General features: G+C 45.1%; 18 protein-coding genes. 11 read left to right on the top strand and 7 right to left on the bottom strand.

All coding sequences use genetic code 11. The features are described from left to right. Positions 1-34 precede the first annotated feature (34 nt). Positions 35-352: a hypothetical protein gene (locus AOC33_RS05035; RefSeq protein WP_089515451.1), complete on the top strand. Its 318-nt coding sequence runs from the start codon at positions 35-37 to the stop codon at positions 350-352. 9 nt (positions 353-361) lie between these two features. Here AOC33_RS05035 and AOC33_RS05030 read toward each other — a convergent pair whose 3' ends face one another. Then, positions 362-1342, bottom strand: a complete 981-nt coding sequence (locus tag AOC33_RS05030; protein ID WP_089515450.1) for a 2-hydroxyacid dehydrogenase — start codon at positions 1340-1342, stop codon at positions 362-364. A gap of 165 nt (positions 1343-1507) precedes the next feature. Here AOC33_RS05030 and fdxA point away from each other — a divergent pair, with 165 nt between their 5' ends. Beyond that, entirely contained in the window at positions 1508-1831 is a 324-nt protein-coding gene (gene fdxA, locus AOC33_RS05025; protein ID WP_089515449.1) for a ferredoxin FdxA, read from the top strand. A gap of 21 nt (positions 1832-1852) precedes the next feature. Next, complete coding sequence (locus AOC33_RS05020; RefSeq protein WP_245835596.1) at positions 1853-2896, top strand: NAD(P)/FAD-dependent oxidoreductase; 1044 nt, start codon at positions 1853-1855, stop codon at positions 2894-2896. Here the strand turns inward: AOC33_RS05020 and AOC33_RS05015 are convergent. Then, entirely contained in the window at positions 2893-4461 is a 1569-nt protein-coding gene (locus AOC33_RS05015; protein WP_245835595.1) for an ABC transporter permease, read from the bottom strand. The two genes, AOC33_RS05020 and AOC33_RS05015, sit on opposite strands and share 4 nt — an antisense overlap. Positions 4462-4479: 18 nt before the next feature. Between AOC33_RS05015 and AOC33_RS05010 the strand changes: the two genes are divergently transcribed. Genes AOC33_RS05010 through AOC33_RS05000 form a run of 3 tightly spaced genes read left to right on the top strand, consistent with a single transcriptional unit; the run spans position 4480 to position 6856 of the window. Continuing rightward, positions 4480-5556 (top strand): ABC transporter ATP-binding protein, encoded by a 1077-nt coding sequence (locus AOC33_RS05010; RefSeq protein WP_089515635.1) that lies wholly within the window; start codon positions 4480-4482, stop codon positions 5554-5556. A gap of 12 nt (positions 5557-5568) precedes the next feature. Continuing rightward, on the top strand, positions 5569-6363 hold the full coding sequence (locus AOC33_RS05005) for a thymidylate synthase (protein WP_089515446.1): 795 nt from the start codon (positions 5569-5571) through the stop codon (positions 6361-6363). Positions 6364-6376: 13 nt separating this feature from the next. Next, entirely contained in the window at positions 6377-6856 is a 480-nt protein-coding gene (locus tag AOC33_RS05000) for a dihydrofolate reductase (protein WP_089515445.1), read from the top strand. Between the two features lie 45 nt (positions 6857-6901). On the opposite strand, the gene pmbA is transcribed toward AOC33_RS05000, so the two are convergent. Further along, positions 6902-8254, bottom strand: a complete 1353-nt coding sequence (gene pmbA, locus AOC33_RS04995) for a metalloprotease PmbA (protein WP_089515444.1) — start codon at positions 8252-8254, stop codon at positions 6902-6904. A gap of 26 nt (positions 8255-8280) precedes the next feature. On the opposite strand from pmbA, the gene mog reads away from it, so the two are divergent. After that, positions 8281-8919: a molybdopterin adenylyltransferase gene (mog, locus tag AOC33_RS04990; protein WP_089515443.1), complete on the top strand. Its 639-nt coding sequence runs from the start codon at positions 8281-8283 to the stop codon at positions 8917-8919. 55 nt (positions 8920-8974) lie between these two features. Here the strand turns inward: mog and AOC33_RS04985 are convergent, their stop codons facing one another. Both AOC33_RS04985 and orn read right to left on the bottom strand, forming a co-directional pair. Then, positions 8975-9856, bottom strand: a complete 882-nt coding sequence (locus AOC33_RS04985; RefSeq protein WP_089515633.1) for an AEC family transporter — start codon at positions 9854-9856, stop codon at positions 8975-8977. A gap of 70 nt (positions 9857-9926) precedes the next feature. Further along, the gene (orn, locus tag AOC33_RS04980) at positions 9927-10511 is read right to left on the bottom strand and encodes an oligoribonuclease (protein ID WP_245835594.1); all 585 of its coding nucleotides are present in this window, start codon (positions 10509-10511) and stop codon (positions 9927-9929) included. Positions 10512-10775: 264 nt separating this feature from the next. On the opposite strand from orn, the gene AOC33_RS04975 reads away from it, so the two are divergent. From AOC33_RS04975 to rsgA, 4 genes are all read left to right on the top strand, one after another. Further along, positions 10776-11558, top strand: coding sequence for a hypothetical protein (locus AOC33_RS04975; protein ID WP_089515441.1), 783 nt, complete (start codon positions 10776-10778; stop codon positions 11556-11558). A 68-nt stretch (positions 11559-11626) separates the two neighbouring features. Further along, positions 11627-12586 (top strand): hypothetical protein, encoded by a 960-nt coding sequence (locus tag AOC33_RS04970; protein WP_245835593.1) that lies wholly within the window; start codon positions 11627-11629, stop codon positions 12584-12586. A 106-nt stretch (positions 12587-12692) separates the two neighbouring features. After that, a complete protein-coding gene (locus tag AOC33_RS04965) occupies positions 12693-13949 on the top strand; it encodes a M48 family metallopeptidase (protein WP_089515440.1) in 1257 nt (418 codons plus the stop codon). A gap of 4 nt (positions 13950-13953) precedes the next feature. Further along, positions 13954-14928, top strand: a complete 975-nt coding sequence (gene rsgA / locus AOC33_RS04960; protein ID WP_089515439.1) for a ribosome small subunit-dependent GTPase A — start codon at positions 13954-13956, stop codon at positions 14926-14928. On the opposite strand, the gene AOC33_RS04955 is transcribed toward rsgA, so the two are convergent. Next, a complete protein-coding gene (locus tag AOC33_RS04955; RefSeq protein WP_089515438.1) occupies positions 14906-15850 on the bottom strand; it encodes a CobD/CbiB family protein in 945 nt (314 codons plus the stop codon). The two genes, rsgA and AOC33_RS04955, sit on opposite strands and share 23 nt — an antisense overlap. After that, the gene (locus tag AOC33_RS04950; protein ID WP_089515437.1) at positions 15847-16581 is read right to left on the bottom strand and encodes a CoA pyrophosphatase; all 735 of its coding nucleotides are present in this window, start codon (positions 16579-16581) and stop codon (positions 15847-15849) included. The genes AOC33_RS04955 and AOC33_RS04950 overlap by 4 nt, the downstream gene beginning before the upstream one ends. Positions 16582-16631: the final 50 nt, after the last annotated feature.

Raw genomic sequence — 16631 nt, 5'->3', positions numbered from 1 at the left:
CAATCAACACTTACTTTTTCAACAAAGAATAAAAATGCCAAGCACCAAATACACCAAGAGAGAAATTGTGTATGTCGACCCTCTTCATACGGCCAAGACATTGGTATTGGTGTATCTGAGTTTTTCAGTGCCAATTGTTTTATTGGCTCTCTTCGTTGCTTTTGTAAGAGATGGTGAATTGCCTGGTTTCACAGTGATTTCAGCATTGATTCTGAATGCTTTGGTCGGCTTTGGTTTGCTCTGGTTAGCCTGCAAAGTTTATAACTGGGTTGCTGATAGATTTGGTGGCATCGAGGTGGCTGTTAAAGAAACCACCATCAATGACACCAAAACACCTGCTGCTCAAGATTAATTTCTAGCTTCAAGCTTTCAATAAATTTGGTGGCGTCTGACCATTCAAACCAGCCAAACAATTTTTGATCGCTAACTGAATCATCGCTCTTCTGGTTTTTTCTGTGGCACTTGCCATGTGCGGTGCTAACACCACATTCTTCAGCGCCAATAATTCTGGAATCACTTTTGGCTCACCCTCAAACACATCCAAACCTGCGCCAAAAATTTTGTTTTCTTTGAGCGCCTTAGCTAAAGCCAACTCATCAACAATGCCACCACGCGCAATATTCACAAGGGTTGCAGTCGGTTTCATTAGATTCAATTCTTTTTCACCAAAGAGATGGTGATTTTCTGGGGTGTAAGGCATGACCAAAATAATGTGATCAGATTGCTTGAGTAAAGTTTCACGGTCAACATATGTAGCACCGCATTCTTTCTCCAAATCTTCAGACAAGCGTGAACGATTGAAGTAAGTCACTTTCATATTAAAGCCGCGCGCACGCTTGGCAATTGCCTGACCAATACGACCCATGCCCATGATGCCCAAAGTAGAGTGATGAATATCCATGGATAGTGGGGCGTCACAAATTGAGAACTTACCCCAATGCCCCGCTCTTAACCAATGCTCGCTCTCGGTCAAGCGACGCGCTGTCGCCATCATCAAGGTGAATCCAAAATCAGCTGTGGTATCCGTCAACACATCAGGCGTGTTGGTGGCCATCACATTGGCAGCCTTAAAAGCTGGCATGTCTAAATTGTTGTAACCCACAGCAATATTTGAAACAATTTTTAACTGTGGGGAAGCTTTGAGCATATCGGCATCAATGCGCTCACTTCCAGTGATGATTGCTGCATCTTTATCAGCCAAAGCTGCTTTCAAATCAACCGCATTCCATAGATGATCATCTTGATTTGATTGAACAATGGCAACTTTTTCTAACTCAGCCAAAAGATCTGGGAAGACAGATCGTGCAAGCAAAATCTTCGGTTTTTGGGCAGTTTGCGACATATTTGTCTCCTATTTTTGTTTGTTTTATTGATTTTTCTTTATTGTATGTCATTGATTTAAATCACATAGAAATGCTGATGCCACGCCTAAGAATAAGGCTATCTGCAATTTAGAGGCCCGTCTAAGATAAAATATCTTTTTTTCATCCTCTTTGAGATTGATGCCATGACTTATGTTGTAACTGAAGCCTGTATTCGTTGTAAGTACACCGATTGCGTTGATGTTTGCCCAGTGGATTGTTTCCGCGAAGGTCCTAACTTTTTGGTCATTGACCCAGATGAGTGCATTGATTGCGCTGTTTGCGTTCCAGAATGTCCAGTCAATGCTATTTATGCTGAAGATGATGTGCCAGGTGATCAACAGGCTTACATCAAACTCAACGTTGAGCTTGCAGCCAAATGGCCTTCCATCACAAAATCAAAAGAAGGTTTGGCTGATGCAGACGACTGGAAAGATGTTAAAAATAAATTGGGCGAGTTAGTTCGCTAAAGTATCTTTCAGAAAGATCCTGTGGCAGAAAAACAAGCACCCATTGAAACAGATGCAATTGTTATCGGCGCAGGACCGGTAGGTCTCTATCAAGTTTTTCAACTCGGCTTATTGGGCATCAAAGCACATTTGATTGATGCCCTGCCTCAGGCTGGTGGTCAATGCGTTGAACTCTATGCAGATAAACCCATTTACGATATTCCCGGTATTCCTTTTTGCACCGGTCAAGAATTAATTGATCGCTTGCAAGCACAAATCAAAGTTTTACAAACGCCCTTCCATTTCAATCAAGAAGTGACGTTGATTCAAAAACGTGCTGATGGTCGCTTTGATGTGGAAACATCACAAGAAACATTCATCAGTAAAGTGATCGTTGTATCAGCGGGAGTTGGGGCGTTCAAGCCCCGAAAATTGTCATTGTCTGGCATTGACTCTTATGAAGGCAAACAAGTCTTTTATAAATTCAGCCAAGCCAAACAATACGCCAACCAAGATATCGTCATCAACGGTGGGGAAACTGCTGCCCTAGAGGCCGCGGTTGCATTGGCTGGCATTGCCAAAAGTATCACCTTGGTTCATAGACGCGACGTTTTTAAAGCCGAAGAGTCTTTGATTCAACGTTTTCAAGGCTTATGTGCCGAAAACGTGATCAAGGTTCAACTCGGACAAGTTACTAACTTCAAAGCAACTGCTGAAAAACTAAGCAGCCTAGAAGTCACAGACTTTGATGGGCAAACGCATGATCTGACCCCAGATACATTACTTCCATTACTTGGCATATCACCGAAGCTTGGGCCAATATCTGACTGGGGCATCGATTTAGAAAATAAGCAGGTGTTGGTAGACACCGAAAAATTTCAAAGTAGCACTGCTGGTATTTTTGCGGTGGGCGATATCAACACCTACCCTGGCAAAAAGAAATTAATCGTGTGTGGTTTTCATGAAGCGACGTTAGCAGCTTATGGATGCGCTACTCATATTTATCCAGGGCAAGCCATCCATCTGCAATACACAACTACTTCACCCAAACTTCATGAGATTCTTGGCGTCACGCCAAAAGCTTAGTCTTTAGACATTGCTCTTGATAGGATGATCACTGGCAGAAGACCTGCCAACACAATCGTCAATGCTGGCCAAGCTGCTTCAGCCAAACGCTCATCAGACGCCAGCTGATATGTCACAACTGCCAAGGTGTCAAAGTTAAACGGTCGAAGCACCAAGGTTGCCGGTAACTCTTTCATAACATCTACAAAGACAAGCAAGCCAGCCGTTAATAAACTGCGGCGCAAAAGTGGCAAATGAATTTTTCTCAATAGTTCCCAGCGACCAGATCCTAAACTCATGGCGCTCGCATCCATGCTTGGTGTGATCTTGCTCAAACCCGCTTCAACTGTTTGCAAACTAGAAGATAAAAAGCGAGTCAGATACGCATAAACCAAAACCACCACTGAACCAGAAATCAACCACGCAATATCAAGCTGGCCCAATAAGACCAAAATACCCACCGCTAAAACAGCTCCTGGCACGGCATAACCCAAGCTGACCATGCGATTCACTATTTGTTGCAATCCACCCTTGGCAAGTCTTGCGCTATAGGCCAACCAAACGGCAATGACAACTGCACAAATTGCAGTGAGCGTCGATAAGGTGATGGTGTTACCTAACCAACTCCAATAACGCTCATTCAAACTTTCACCGCTTGAAATGGCCAAATATGCCATGATGATGACGGGCAAGATAAAACCAAATAGCAAAGGCAATAAGCAAGCTAAGCTGGCCCAAAAGGCTTTTCTTCCCTGCAGTCGCCAAGGTTTGATTTGTCTGAAACGCTGACCTGAAGTAGCAAAACGCATTTTTCGACGACTGGCATGTTCTAAAAGTAGCAGTAAAAAAATCACGCCCAACAAGGCTGCAGATAATTGCACGGCCGCCATGCGATCACCCATGCTCAACCATGCTCTGTAAATACCAGTGGTCATGGTTTGCACCCCGAAATAAGACATTGCACCGTAATCTGCCACAGCTTCCATCAATGCCAAAGCAACGCCTGCCATCGTGGCTGGTCTTGCCATGGGTAAAGCGACTTGCCAAAAAGCTCCCCAAGGACCGGCTCCAAGTGTTCTTGCTGCTTCAATTAATCGAGGACTGCGCTCTAAAAAAGCTGTGCGGCACAAGAGATAAACATATGGGTACAAGGCCAGGCTCAATACACAAATAGCGCCCCACAGTGATCTTGGTTCAGGGAACCAAGGCAAACGATCAACGCCCAACAAGTCTCTTAAAAAAGTTTGGATAGGCCCTGAGAATTGAAAAAAATCGGTATAGGCATAAGCCATCACATAGGTTGGCATAGCCAAAGGTAGGATCAAAGCCCATTCGAACACCCGTTTACCAGGAAACTCGCAAGTGGCCACCAACCATGCGGTGATGATGCCCATGCTGGCAACCCCAATCGTCACTCCCAAAGCCAAGACCAAGGTGGTCCAGGCGTACCCTGGTAATACCGTGTTTATAAGGTGCAAAAGCACACCACCACTGCTGGATTGAGGGTTCAGGAGTGCGGCAAAAATCCCCAATATTGGCAAAGCCAATACCAAAGATAGGAGTATGGGTGTTATTCGTGGTCGCAAGATGGGATAATTATAAGAATGATTATCGATACGCAACCAATTCATTTAAATATTGAGGGCATTGATGTGGGTTATCCAGGCGAAAAGTCTGGTAGCTGGAACCATGTCGTTCAAGGCCTGAGCATGCATTTAGACCATGGCAAGATCGGCTGCTTGCTGGGGCCTTCGGGGTGCGGTAAATCAACTGTTTTGCGTGCAATTTGTGGTTTTGAGCCCATCCAAAATGGCACCATCACCCTTGATAAGCAAATTGTTAGTTCAAAAGACTTCTCAATTGCCCCAGAAAAAAGACGTGTTGGTGTGGTTTTCCAAGACTATGCTTTATTCCCCCATTTAACCAATGCTGAGAACGTGGCTTTTGGCCTAAGAGAGTTAAGCCAAAAAGAAGCTTTGCAAAAGGCTGAAGAATGGCTTGAACGTGTGGGCCTTAATAACGTTGGGGCTCGCTATCCGCACGAACTCTCAGGTGGCCAACAGCAACGTGTGGCCTTGGCCCGTGCCATGGCACCAGAACCAGAACTGCTGCTCTTAGATGAGCCATTCTCAAACTTGGATGTGGATTTGCGTGAGCGCTTGGCTGGCGAGGTCAGAGATATTTTGAAGGCCAATGGCACAACCGCCTTATTGGTCACACATGATCAATTTGAAGCATTTGCTATTGCTGATGATGTAGGTGTGATGGTGGATGGTCGCTTGGTTCAATGGGACAGCGCCTATAACCTCTACCACCGTCCTGCCACTCGCTTTGTGGCTGACTTTGTGGGTTACGGTGTGTTTGTGCCTGGAGTCACCAAACCAGGCCCATCAGTGGAAATTGAATTAGGCTCATTACCCCTGCCTCAATCAAGTTATGGCTTGCCCAATGAAGCAGTCGATGTTCTTTTGCGAGCCGACGATATTGTTCATGATGATGACAGCCCTCTTCAAGCAGAGGTCATCACCAAAGCCTTCCGTGGCGGGGACTTTTTATACACCGTTGAACTTGACTCTGGTCAACGCTTGCTGACCATGGTGCCTAGTCACCATAATCATGCGATCGGTGAAAAAATTGGCATCAAATTAGTGGCCGATCACGTGGTTACTTTTAGCAAGTAGTAGAATTCTGATATGCAGCAATATCTAGATCTCATGAGCCATGTTTTGGCCAAAGGAACCCACAAATCAGACCGCACTGGCACGGGCACTGTTTCAGTATTCGGCCATCAAATGCGCTTTGATTTACAAGAGGGCTTTCCGGTTGTCACCACCAAAAAATTACACCTCAAATCAATCATCATTGAATTGCTTTGGTTTTTGCAAGGCAGCACCAATAACAATTGGTTAAAAGAACGTGGTGTGAGCATTTGGGATGAGTGGGCCAAAGAAGACGGTGAGCTCGGTCCAATTTATGGTTACCAGTGGCGCTCATGGCCAGCCCCTAATGGCGAACACGTTGATCAAATTAGTCAGTTGATGGATCAGATTAAAAATAATCCTGATTCACGTCGTTTAATTGTTTCAGCTTGGAACGTTGCTGAAATTCCACGCATGGCTTTACCACCGTGCCACGCTTTCTTTCAGTTTTATGTTGCTGATGGCAAATTATCTTGCCAACTCTATCAACGCAGTGCTGATATTTTCTTAGGTGTGCCTTTTAATATTGCGAGCTATGCGCTATTGACGCACATGATTGCTCAGCAAGCTGGCTTAACCCCTGGTGAATTTATTTGGACAGGCGGAGATTGCCACTTGTACTCTAATCACATGGAGCAAGTGAAACTTCAGTTATCACGTCAACCGTTGCCTTTGCCAAAATTAAACATTCGTCGCAAACCAGCATCTATTTTTGACTACGCATACGAAGACTTTGAGCTCATTGGTTATCAGCATCACGACCCAATCAAAGCTCCTGTAGCCATTTAATCAAAGGATTGCTGTGGAATTAGCCATCATTGTTGCGCGTGCTAAAAATGGCGTGATCGGTGTGAACAACACACTGCCTTGGCATTTACCAGAAGATCTCAAACACTTTAAAAATACCACCTTGGGTTGTCCTATCATCATGGGTCGCAACACTTGGGTATCTTTGGGTCGCCCACTGCCTGGTAGACGTAACATCGTGGTGAGCCGCAATCCAGAATTCAAAGCTGAAGGTGCAGAGACCTTCACATCTCTAGAGGATGCGATTGATGCTTGCTCAGGTGTTGAAAAAGCTTTCATCATCGGTGGTGCCCAAATCTATGATGAGGCTTTGATGTATGTCGATAAACTCATCATCACTGAAGTGGATATCGAAATCGATGGCGATGCATTTTTCCCTGATGTCGACGACATGCTCTGGGAAGAAGTTTCAAGAGAAGAGCATCACAATGGCACCTTGGCTTACGCTTTTGTGACCTACACCAGCAAACTTTAATCAGTTAGCGTAATTAATTAAATGCAGCGACTAGTTGTTGCTGCATTAACGCCCACCCACCGTCATATTCTCAATCAGTATTGAGCCAGTCTCTTTCGTGCCACGCATCAAAGTGTCTGCCCCGATGGCCACAATTTGCTTGAACATCTCTTTTAAGTTACCTGCAATGGTGATTTCTTCAACGGGATGAACGATCACTCCATTCTCAACCCAATATCCAAAAGCGCCGCGTGAATAATCACCGTTCACATAGTTAACACCTTGACCCATGAGATCAGTGACCAATAAACCTGTACCCATTTTTCTCAACATGGCCGGCAAATCATCAGATGGTTTTGTTAAGCGGCTTTTGAATTGCAGTTGATGAGAGCCACCTGCGTTGCCAGTGGATTGCATGCCCAACTTTCTGGCAGAGTAAGTAGATAAGAAGTATCCCTGCACAACACCTGCATCGATCACTTTGCGCGAACGTGTTTTCACACCTTCTTCATCAAATGGTGCGCTGCCAGTTAAGCGAGGTATGTGCGGCTCTTCCAATAAATCAATGTGCTTAGGGAAAATGGTTTTACCCAAACTGTCTTGCAAGAAGCTGGACTTTCTGTACAAAGCTCCACCTGAGGTTGCTTGCACATAAGCGCCCACCAAGCCTACTGCCAATGGGGCTTCGAATAAAACCGGGCAATGTCTGGTGGAAATAGATCGCGCACCCAATCTTGCCAAAGCTCTTTTAGCTGCATAAGCACCAACGTCCCCTGGCCTGGCCAAGTCCTCTGGTGCGCGAGCAGTTGTGTGCCAATCATCACGCTGCATGGCAGCGCCTTTTTTACTTGTTGCACTTGCGATAGGAGTGCAGGCAATGTAGTGGCGAGAGATCGCATAACCGCCCATGAAACCATTGCTCGTACCCAACATGAAATGTGATTGCTGTGCAGATACGGTTGCACCATCACTGTTGGTGATATTTTTACTCACAGCAAAAGCACCCCGCTCAGCATCTCTGGCAATTTCTACAGCTTCGGCAGTATTGATGTTCCAAGGATGGTACAGATCTAAATCTTTGGGATTTTTTTCTAGTAGATCGGCTTCAGCCAATCCAGCACAATCATCTTCAGCGGTGTGCTGCGCGATGTGAAAAGCTGCTCGAACACTGGCCTTGAGAGATTCTTTTGAAAAATCACTGGTTCCCGCATTGCCACGTCTCTGGCCGATGAACACCGTCACGCCAGCTTGCTTGTCAAGATTTTGCTCGATGGTTTCGATATTGCCTTTGCGAACCGAGACCGATAAGCCACTGCCCTCCGAAAGCTCAGCGGCGGCATCTGTAGCCCCCAAAGCCTTGGCTTCAGCCAATAAATAAGAGACTAATTCTTGTAATTGTGTGGGTGAATGTGAAAACATTCCGCAATCATAGCTAGAATTGACGTATGAGTGCAAAAAATACCAATACTAAAAACACAAAACGCCAACATCCAGATGAAATTTGGATTGGCTTGATTTCAATTTCAGACCGTGCCAGCAGCGGGGTTTATCAAGATGAAGGCATTCCGGCTCTCGAATCTTGGTTTGCCAAAGCCTTGACCTCCCCTTGGCACATGGAATCTCGCTTGATTCCTGATGAAAAAGAATTGATTTCTAAGACCATTCAGGAACTGGTGGATGAGGTTGGTTGCGACTTGGTTTTAACCACCGGAGGCACAGGGCCCTCTAGAAGAGATGTGACGCCCGAGGCAACGTTGGCTGTTGCCAGTAGAGAGATGCCAGGCTTTGCTGAGCAAATGCGCCAAATCAGCCTTAAATTCGTTCCTACGGCCATTTTGTCTAGACAGGTTGCTGCTCTTCGAGAAATCGATAACCATGCAGCCTTGATCATCAATCTACCAGGGCAACCCAAAGCCATTCAAGAAACCTTGGAAGGTTTGAAGGATGCTGATGGCAAATCAATAGTTCCGGGTATTTTTGCAGCTGTGCCCTACTGCATTGATTTGATTGGCGGCCCTTATGTAGAGACCAATGAAACTGTGATCAAAGCATTCCGCCCTAAATCAGCGATCAGAGCCAAATAACTTGAGGCTTGAGGCTGAAGACTTCAGATTTTTAAAACTTAAGAATTTGAGCTGCTTATCTCAAGCCAAGGTACAAGCCGATAGGCACGAAGATCATCGCAGATAAGTTGCCAAGTAGAACAATCGAGGCAACCAGTTCAGGATCTTGTTTGTTGCGATCGGCCACCAGGAAGTTTAAAACTGCTGGTGGCAAACTAGCAAATACAAATAAAAGACCTTTTTGAAGATCGGTCATCTCAACAAATGGTGCGATGATCATAGCAACCGTCAAGCCCACAATTGGGCAAATCGCAGCGCCTAAAAATCCTTCACGCCAATGTTTCAAATTGGCATCTTTCATGCGGACACCCAAAGAGAACAACATCAAAGGCACTGTCGCATCGCCTAATAATTTGATTGATTGATACAAAGGCTCAGGCAAGGTGTAAAGATGTTTGGTGCTTGATAGGAAGATGCCCAATATGGTCGCAATCACCATCGGATTCGCAAAGACCCCTTTGACTGATGCTCTGGGGTTCACCAACTTGACTCCTAAAGTGAAGTGCATCAAATTAGAAATCGCAAACAATGCCACAGCAGGAGCAAGGCCAGCAGTACCAAAAGCAAACACTGCCAAGGGCAAACCCATGTTGCCGCAGTTATTGAACATCATGGGGGGCACAAATGTTTTGGGATCCATGCCAGATATCTTGGCAATCGGCCAAGCCAAAATACCCGAGCCCAAAACCACAGCAACGCCACAGAGCAATAAGCTCCACTGGTCAAGCAATTCAAAATCTTTACTCACAAACGCAGAAACAACCAACAATGGCGCAATCACATCCAGCGTTGCACGATTGATGCCCGACATATCGGGGTGAGCTTTACGACCATATAACCAACCCACCAAAATGATCAACACCACTGGCGTGATGATGGCGGCGATTCTTAAAAACATATTGGCGTCTTGAGAAAGCATATTTATCTTTTGATTAAATTATTTCTTGATTGCTTATCAATGAATTTATTTAGTTACCTTCAACGATGGGCTCATCGCCAATGGTTGGAATGAATAGTTTTTCTCTGTAATAACGCAACTCATCTACTGATTCAATGATGTCAGCCAAAGCAGTATGTGCCTGCTGCTTTGAGAAGCCTTTAGCGATTTCAGGTTGCCAGCGTTTGCATAATTCTTTGATGGTTGAGACATCAATATTTCGATAATGGAAATAAGCTTCTAATTTCGGCATATAGCGATTCATGAATCGGCGATCCTGATGAATGGTATTACCGCACATCGGAGAAATACTTGATTTCACATGTTGCTTTAAAAATGCCAAGCACTCTGCCTCAACCTCTGCTTCAGTCAAAGTAGATGCCTTCACTTTGTCTATCAAACCAGATTTACCGTGAGTGCCTTTATTCCAAGCATCCATGCGATCCAGCACAGCATCTTCTTGGTGCACCACCAAAACAGGTCCTTCAGCAACGATGTTCAAATCTCCATCTGTCACGATCATGGCAATTTCTAAAATACGGTCTGTTTCTGGCTGAAGACCCGACATCTCCATATCTACCCACACCAAGCGATCGTTTTTTCTGGTTGTGCTCATTTGTCTTAACTGATTCCTGTTATTTGTACTGCTAATCATTGTTGTCAATCATTTGATTTTATTGAGTTTCGTGAGATTCCATGCAAAACAAGTGTTTCCCTCAATAAAACAGCATTTTGGTGATTATTACACCTGCGGTGTAATTGTCCTATTTTAAAAATCTATAGATTCACAGAGTCAAAAATACGGGTCATTCACCACTGAGCTAATGGTGAATTTCATTCGCTATGCTTTAATTTGCCCAATCAAATCACAATTAATTTCATGAAAATAACTTACTTCAAAGCTGTATGTCTTTTTATAGTCGCCAGTGTTTCAGGGGTCATTCATGCTCAAACTCAAATCAGCACCAACCCAATTGCCCCGATCGCCAATGAGTGGAAATTTTCTCTAACACCTTATTTATGGTTGCCTGGAATAAGTACTGAAGCTCCACTTCCAGAGACAAACTCATCATCTGATGTGACAGCCGGAGACGTTCTCAAGCATCTTTCTGGAGTTGCGATGCTCTCTGGACAGGCTCGTTATGGAAAGTGGGGCTTGCTTGCAGATGCCGCGCACGCTGAGTTCACTGATGAACATGTTCGAGGTGGCAATGTAATTTCAACTTCATCAACAGCCACCATTAAGCTGACAACCTTCACGGGCGGGGTTTCTTATAACGTTTTCCATGAGCCCCAATTATCTATAGATACATTGGTTAGCCTTAGAACAGTGAATGTCAAAGCGAATTGGCGCATTGATTTCAATCATTTTGATGACTTATCACTCTCCAAAAGAGCCAGAGCAACAGATCCTGTCATCGGCATAAAAGGTCGTTCAAGAATTTCATCAACGGATTGGTTCATGCCCTTCTATTTCGATATGGGAGGTCAAGGGAGTAAGACTGATATGACATGGCAAGCAATGGTTGGTATTGGCAAAGCCTACCGATGGGGAGATATGATGCTGGGTTATCGCACCCTCTATTACGATATGAAAGCAGGCGAACCTTTACAAAAAACAAAACTCGGCGGCCTCAGCTTTGGCATGGGCTTTAATTTCTAAACAACAGTGAGCGAGTTGTTCGAAGTTAAAATACCTCAATAAAAGTATCACTGATAGTTCTTAAAATAATGACCTTGCGCCTTCACAGCACAATCCTCGCTAGCTTAAAAGCCCTCATCATTTATGGGGCAACTCACACCTGCTTAGCGAGCGCACAAACAGCTCTGAGTTTCACAGAGGACCTGCAGAAAAAAGCCAACTCAATGATGTTGATCATGGGCTACTCTTTGACGCCTGACGTCACCACGGGCTCTCTGTCCATCACCGATAAATCCACCAACAATCCTGCTTTAAAAATGATTTCTTTTGGAGGCGGTGACAGAATCAGTGAACAAGTACCGCTTTACCTCGAAGGGACTGTGGCAATTAATCGATACGACCCATCTTTTAACGCAGGAACGGCTGATTCATCAACCCTCCTACCCGTTCGCTGGAACAGTATTTCTGGAACTGGTGGCATTGGCTGGGACTTTAATGTCACCAAAGAATTTCGTTTTCGCCCCATATTCAACGTCACACTCGGCCACCTTGAAAGTGATGCCTCCATCTTTAATCGAGCACTTGAAGATCGCACGGGTAAAAATCTTGATTTTTTGAATCGAGGTCGCTTAAATGTGTACGGTGCTGGCGGCTCACTGATGCTGGATTATGAAAACTACAAACCTGAGCGAGAAATTGATTTTGAAGCTCGCTTCACCTATATTCCATTGAACAGCTTTGACAGCTCAGCCGCGGTCAGAGGACATTCAGATTCTCAAAGCTTCAGTTTATGGTCTCGCAGTCGAACGCCGACATCCATGAGATTTTTTGATATCCCGATTCGCCATGTACTTGAATTGGCTCATACCCAATTTTTAGGTGATATGCGGGGATCTCTTGGCTTTAATTCTCTGACATCCGTTGGCACAGGGATTGAATTGGACCGCAGAGAATCAGACCCGATTCTGACCAGAATTCGCTTGATGTTCAGGTTTCAATTTGGTCAAAATGTCCAAGGTACTTCAATTGGTATAGCTGCGAGTTTCTAATGCCTGCTATGCAGGCAGGCCCTTTATTACCCGATGTCATAGTTGTGTAAAAATAGCTTCATTATTTAGAATCTTCCATCAGGTTCTCAACATTTTTAGCGAACTCATGACATTCACTTTGATCTTTCTTTTGGGCTTAGCCCTCAGCGTTGCCACCCGTTACTACTTGGCCTCTCGACATATGCGGCACATTGCATTGCATCGCGATCAGGTTCCAGCAGAATTTGCCAGCAAAGTAACCATCACCGATCACCACAAAGCAGCCGACTACACCATGACCAAATTACGTCTTGGTTTATTTGAGATCGCATTATCAGTCGCTATTTTGATTGGCTTTACCCTGCTGGGCGGACTACAACTGATGCATGACTTCACCTTGGATTTAATGGGGCCAGGCATTCCTCAGCAAATAGCATTGTTGGTTTCCATCAGCTTGATCACGGGCATCATTGATTTGCCATTTTCATGGCACCGTCAGTTCGGCATCGAAGAAAAATTTGGCTTCAATCGAATGACACCAACCTTGTTTTTTGTTGATATGTTCAAAGGTATTTTGTTGGGTCTTGCCATCGGCCTCCCACTCTTGTGGGTTGTTCTGACGCTGATGACTGAAGCTGGTCAGTATTGGTGGGTCTGGACGTGGTTTGTGTGGGTGGCATTCAATGCATTGTTACTGTGGTTATTTCCGACCTTCATTGCCCCCTTGTTCAATAAATTTAAACCGCTCGAAGATGGCCCATTGAAAGATCGCATTGAAGACTTACTCAAGCGTTGTGACTTCACCAGTCAAGGTCTTTTCATCATGGATGGCAGCAAGCGCAGCGCTCATGGCAATGCTTATTTCACGGGCATGGGCAAAGCAAAACGAATTGTGTTTTTTGATACTTTGATTGAGCGTTTGAATCCACAAGAAATTGAAGCGGTCTTGGCTCATGAATTAGGCCACTTCAAGCGCCAACATATCCGTAAACGTTTGATTCAGTCATTTGCTTTGAGCTTTTTGGTGCTGGCTTTATTGGGATGGATTTCAACCAAAGCATGGTTCTACTTGAGCCTTGGAATCACTCCAGACATGAACGGTTATAACGCTGGTTTGGCCTTGGCATTGTTCAGCTTGGTCTTGCCTGTATTCGGTTTCTTTTTGACTCCAATCAACAGTATGGGCTCTCGCAAACATGAATATGAGGCAGATGCTTTTGCTGCAGAAAAATCTTCAGCCAGTGATCTGATCACTGCTTTGGTTAAGTTGTATCAAGACAATGCAGCAACGCTCACACCTGATCCGCTTTATTCAAAGTTTTACGATTCCCACCCACCGGCTCCTCTGCGCATTGCTCATTTACAAAGTATGGCAGTAAGATAGTTTGATGAAATCATTCAAAGCCCTCCTAGTTGCATCCTATGGCCGACATTATTTGGCCAGAGCAATTGAGGGCCAAGCAGATATCAGCCCACAAGCTCTGTATCAAGTCACCTCCCGCGGAAAACAACATTTGGGTGCAGTTGGAGACATCTTGGAAGTTCAAGAGACTGGACCTGAGCAAGCGGTCATTGAAAAAATTGTTGAACGTAAAAATCTTTTGTACCGCTCAGATGCTTATAAAAGCAAATCAATTGCTAGTAATGTTGATCAGATCTTGATCGTACTTGCCACTGAGCCAGGCTTTTCTCCAGACCTTTTAGGTCGCGCAGTGATCGCCGCTGAGACTGCCGGCATCATCCCTAGAATCATTCTCAATAAATGCGATCTTCCTAATAAATTGCCGGCTGCACGCAAGATGCTCGAGCCATATATTGCGATGGGATATCCTGTTCACGAAATGTCTGTGAAACATGATCCTGCATCAGTAGAAGCTCTACTACCGCATGTTCAGGGTCGTGTATCAGTATTGGTTGGCCAATCAGGCATGGGTAAATCTACCCTCTTGAATGCTTTAATACCTGATGCCGCAGCGCAAACTCAAGAACATTCCAAGAAGTTAGACAGCGGCAAACACACCACCACTGCTTGTCGTTATTACGATTTACCACCCGCTAAAGAAAGTACTTCTGCCGAAACCACCTCCACCAACTCTTTTGCTGGCGCACTGATTGATTCACCAGGGTTTCAAGAATTTGGTTTAGCTCACCTCTCAGAGAGCGAGCTACAACATGCTTTTATTGAGTTCAGGCCCTTGCTGGGCAAATGCAAGTTTCATAACTGCAGCCATGGTGATGAACCTGGCTGCGTTGTTAGATCAGCTGTAGATGCAGGGACGATCTCAGCACAGCGTGTGGAATTATTTCGTCAGTTGCGACACGAATCCCACAACGCAGATACTATCCAAGCCAAACTGAAATAGTCATCAAAGCAATCAGCGTTAACCAAAGAATCACTGCGCGCCAAACCAGGCCAACCGCAGAGCGCAAACTGCGCAAAGAAGCTTCAATACCTAAATCGTAAATCGGTGGCTCTCCTGATTCAGCCATACGCAAGGCCTCATCGCTGTCTGGTTCAGGCAATGGCGCACCTAAGCGAACACCCAATGCACCGGCGCCCGCAGCCAAAATGATGGCCTCAAGTTCATTGCTCCATTTACGCAAATGAAAGCGCCAGCCGTAAATCGCATCTTCAAAATTACCCACGATGGCAAAACCAATCGCAGTTAATCTCACAGGTATCCAATCAATCACCTGGAACAAACTTCGGGCCGCACTGGCCAAAGAACTGCTTGCCTGAGAAGGCCAACGTTGCGCAGCTGTTTCACTCAAGCGATATAAAACCACCCCAGCAGGACCAAACGGCAACATGAACCAAAAGATTGGTCCAAATACATGTCGGTGAGCGCCAATGATGGCTTGCTCAAGAGTTAAACGAATCACCTCAGATTCACTCATGGTTTCAGTGTTAATACCTGCGCCCTGCCACTCAGCAAGTAGCTTTCGCGCTGTATCTAGATCACGCTCAAGCAAGGCTTCATGAATGGCCGTGAATGGATGACTGAATTGTCTGAATCCTAAAAATAAATAAACAATCAGCACGTTCCAAATGAACGCCAACATCGGTTGAGTGGCAAGCAAAACAATGTGGATGGCCAAGACCAGAACGACTGGAGGAATCAAGGCAGCCAAACAAGCTAATCGACCACTGCGCTCTGCGCCAGTGTCGATATTTTTGACAATGAAATCTAACCAGCCATGGGTGATGCGATGAATCCAGTGATTTTTTTCAACTGGCTTGTATTGCTCAGCAATCAGAGCGAAGAGAATTGAGAAAAATGTCATGCTTTTAAAAAATGATAAAGATTCCGTAGCATACCCGCAGTTGCTCCCCAAATGAACTTATTTTCATAAGGCATGGCATAAAAACGACGATAACCCTGTGGGCTTTGCCACATTCTTTGTTCATGATGATGGGGGTTCATCAAATAAGCCATCGGCACTTCAAAGATATCGGCCACCTCAAATTCATCGGGATGATAAGAATGTCCTGCATTCACCAGACTCACCACAGGGGTCACTTGATATCCCGTGATAGTCAAGTAATGGGGCAATGAACCGAGCACTTCAACTCTGTTAGCTGGCAGTCCAATCTCCTCTTCTGCTTCGCGCAATGCCGTATCGATGGCTGAAGTGTCTTCTGGGTCGGAGCGACCTCCAGGAAAACTGATTTGGCCTGGATGATCATGCAAATGAGCTGTTCTTTGTGTGAGGAGGATTTTTAATTCATTCTGATACATGATCAAAGGAATCAATACCGCAGCAGGCGTCAGCTCATTACCGCGACCCGCTTTGACCGACCCTTCTCTGGCCAAAGCCGCCCGGTTTTCATCAGTGACTTCGGCCTGCCACTGCTTCTCCTGAGTGAATCTGAGACGCAATCCATCAGGCGTCAACAAACTCTGTTCAACAGCAGGCATATGACTATCGCGCGACACGATCGGCACTTCTCTTGGGTCAAAAATAGACTGAGAAGCACTCGAAGCTTTAAGCAAATGATCGGTTGAACGTGACATGATTTCTAGTTTATCTGAAGCTTGGTATTTCTTGAGAGCCTAAAAAGCAC

This window comes from Polynucleobacter cosmopolitanus (assembly GCF_002224225.1).
GTDB classification, from domain to species: Bacteria; Pseudomonadota; Gammaproteobacteria; order Burkholderiales; family Burkholderiaceae; genus Polynucleobacter; species Polynucleobacter cosmopolitanus.
This window is presented reverse-complemented; position numbering and strand designations above follow the sequence as displayed.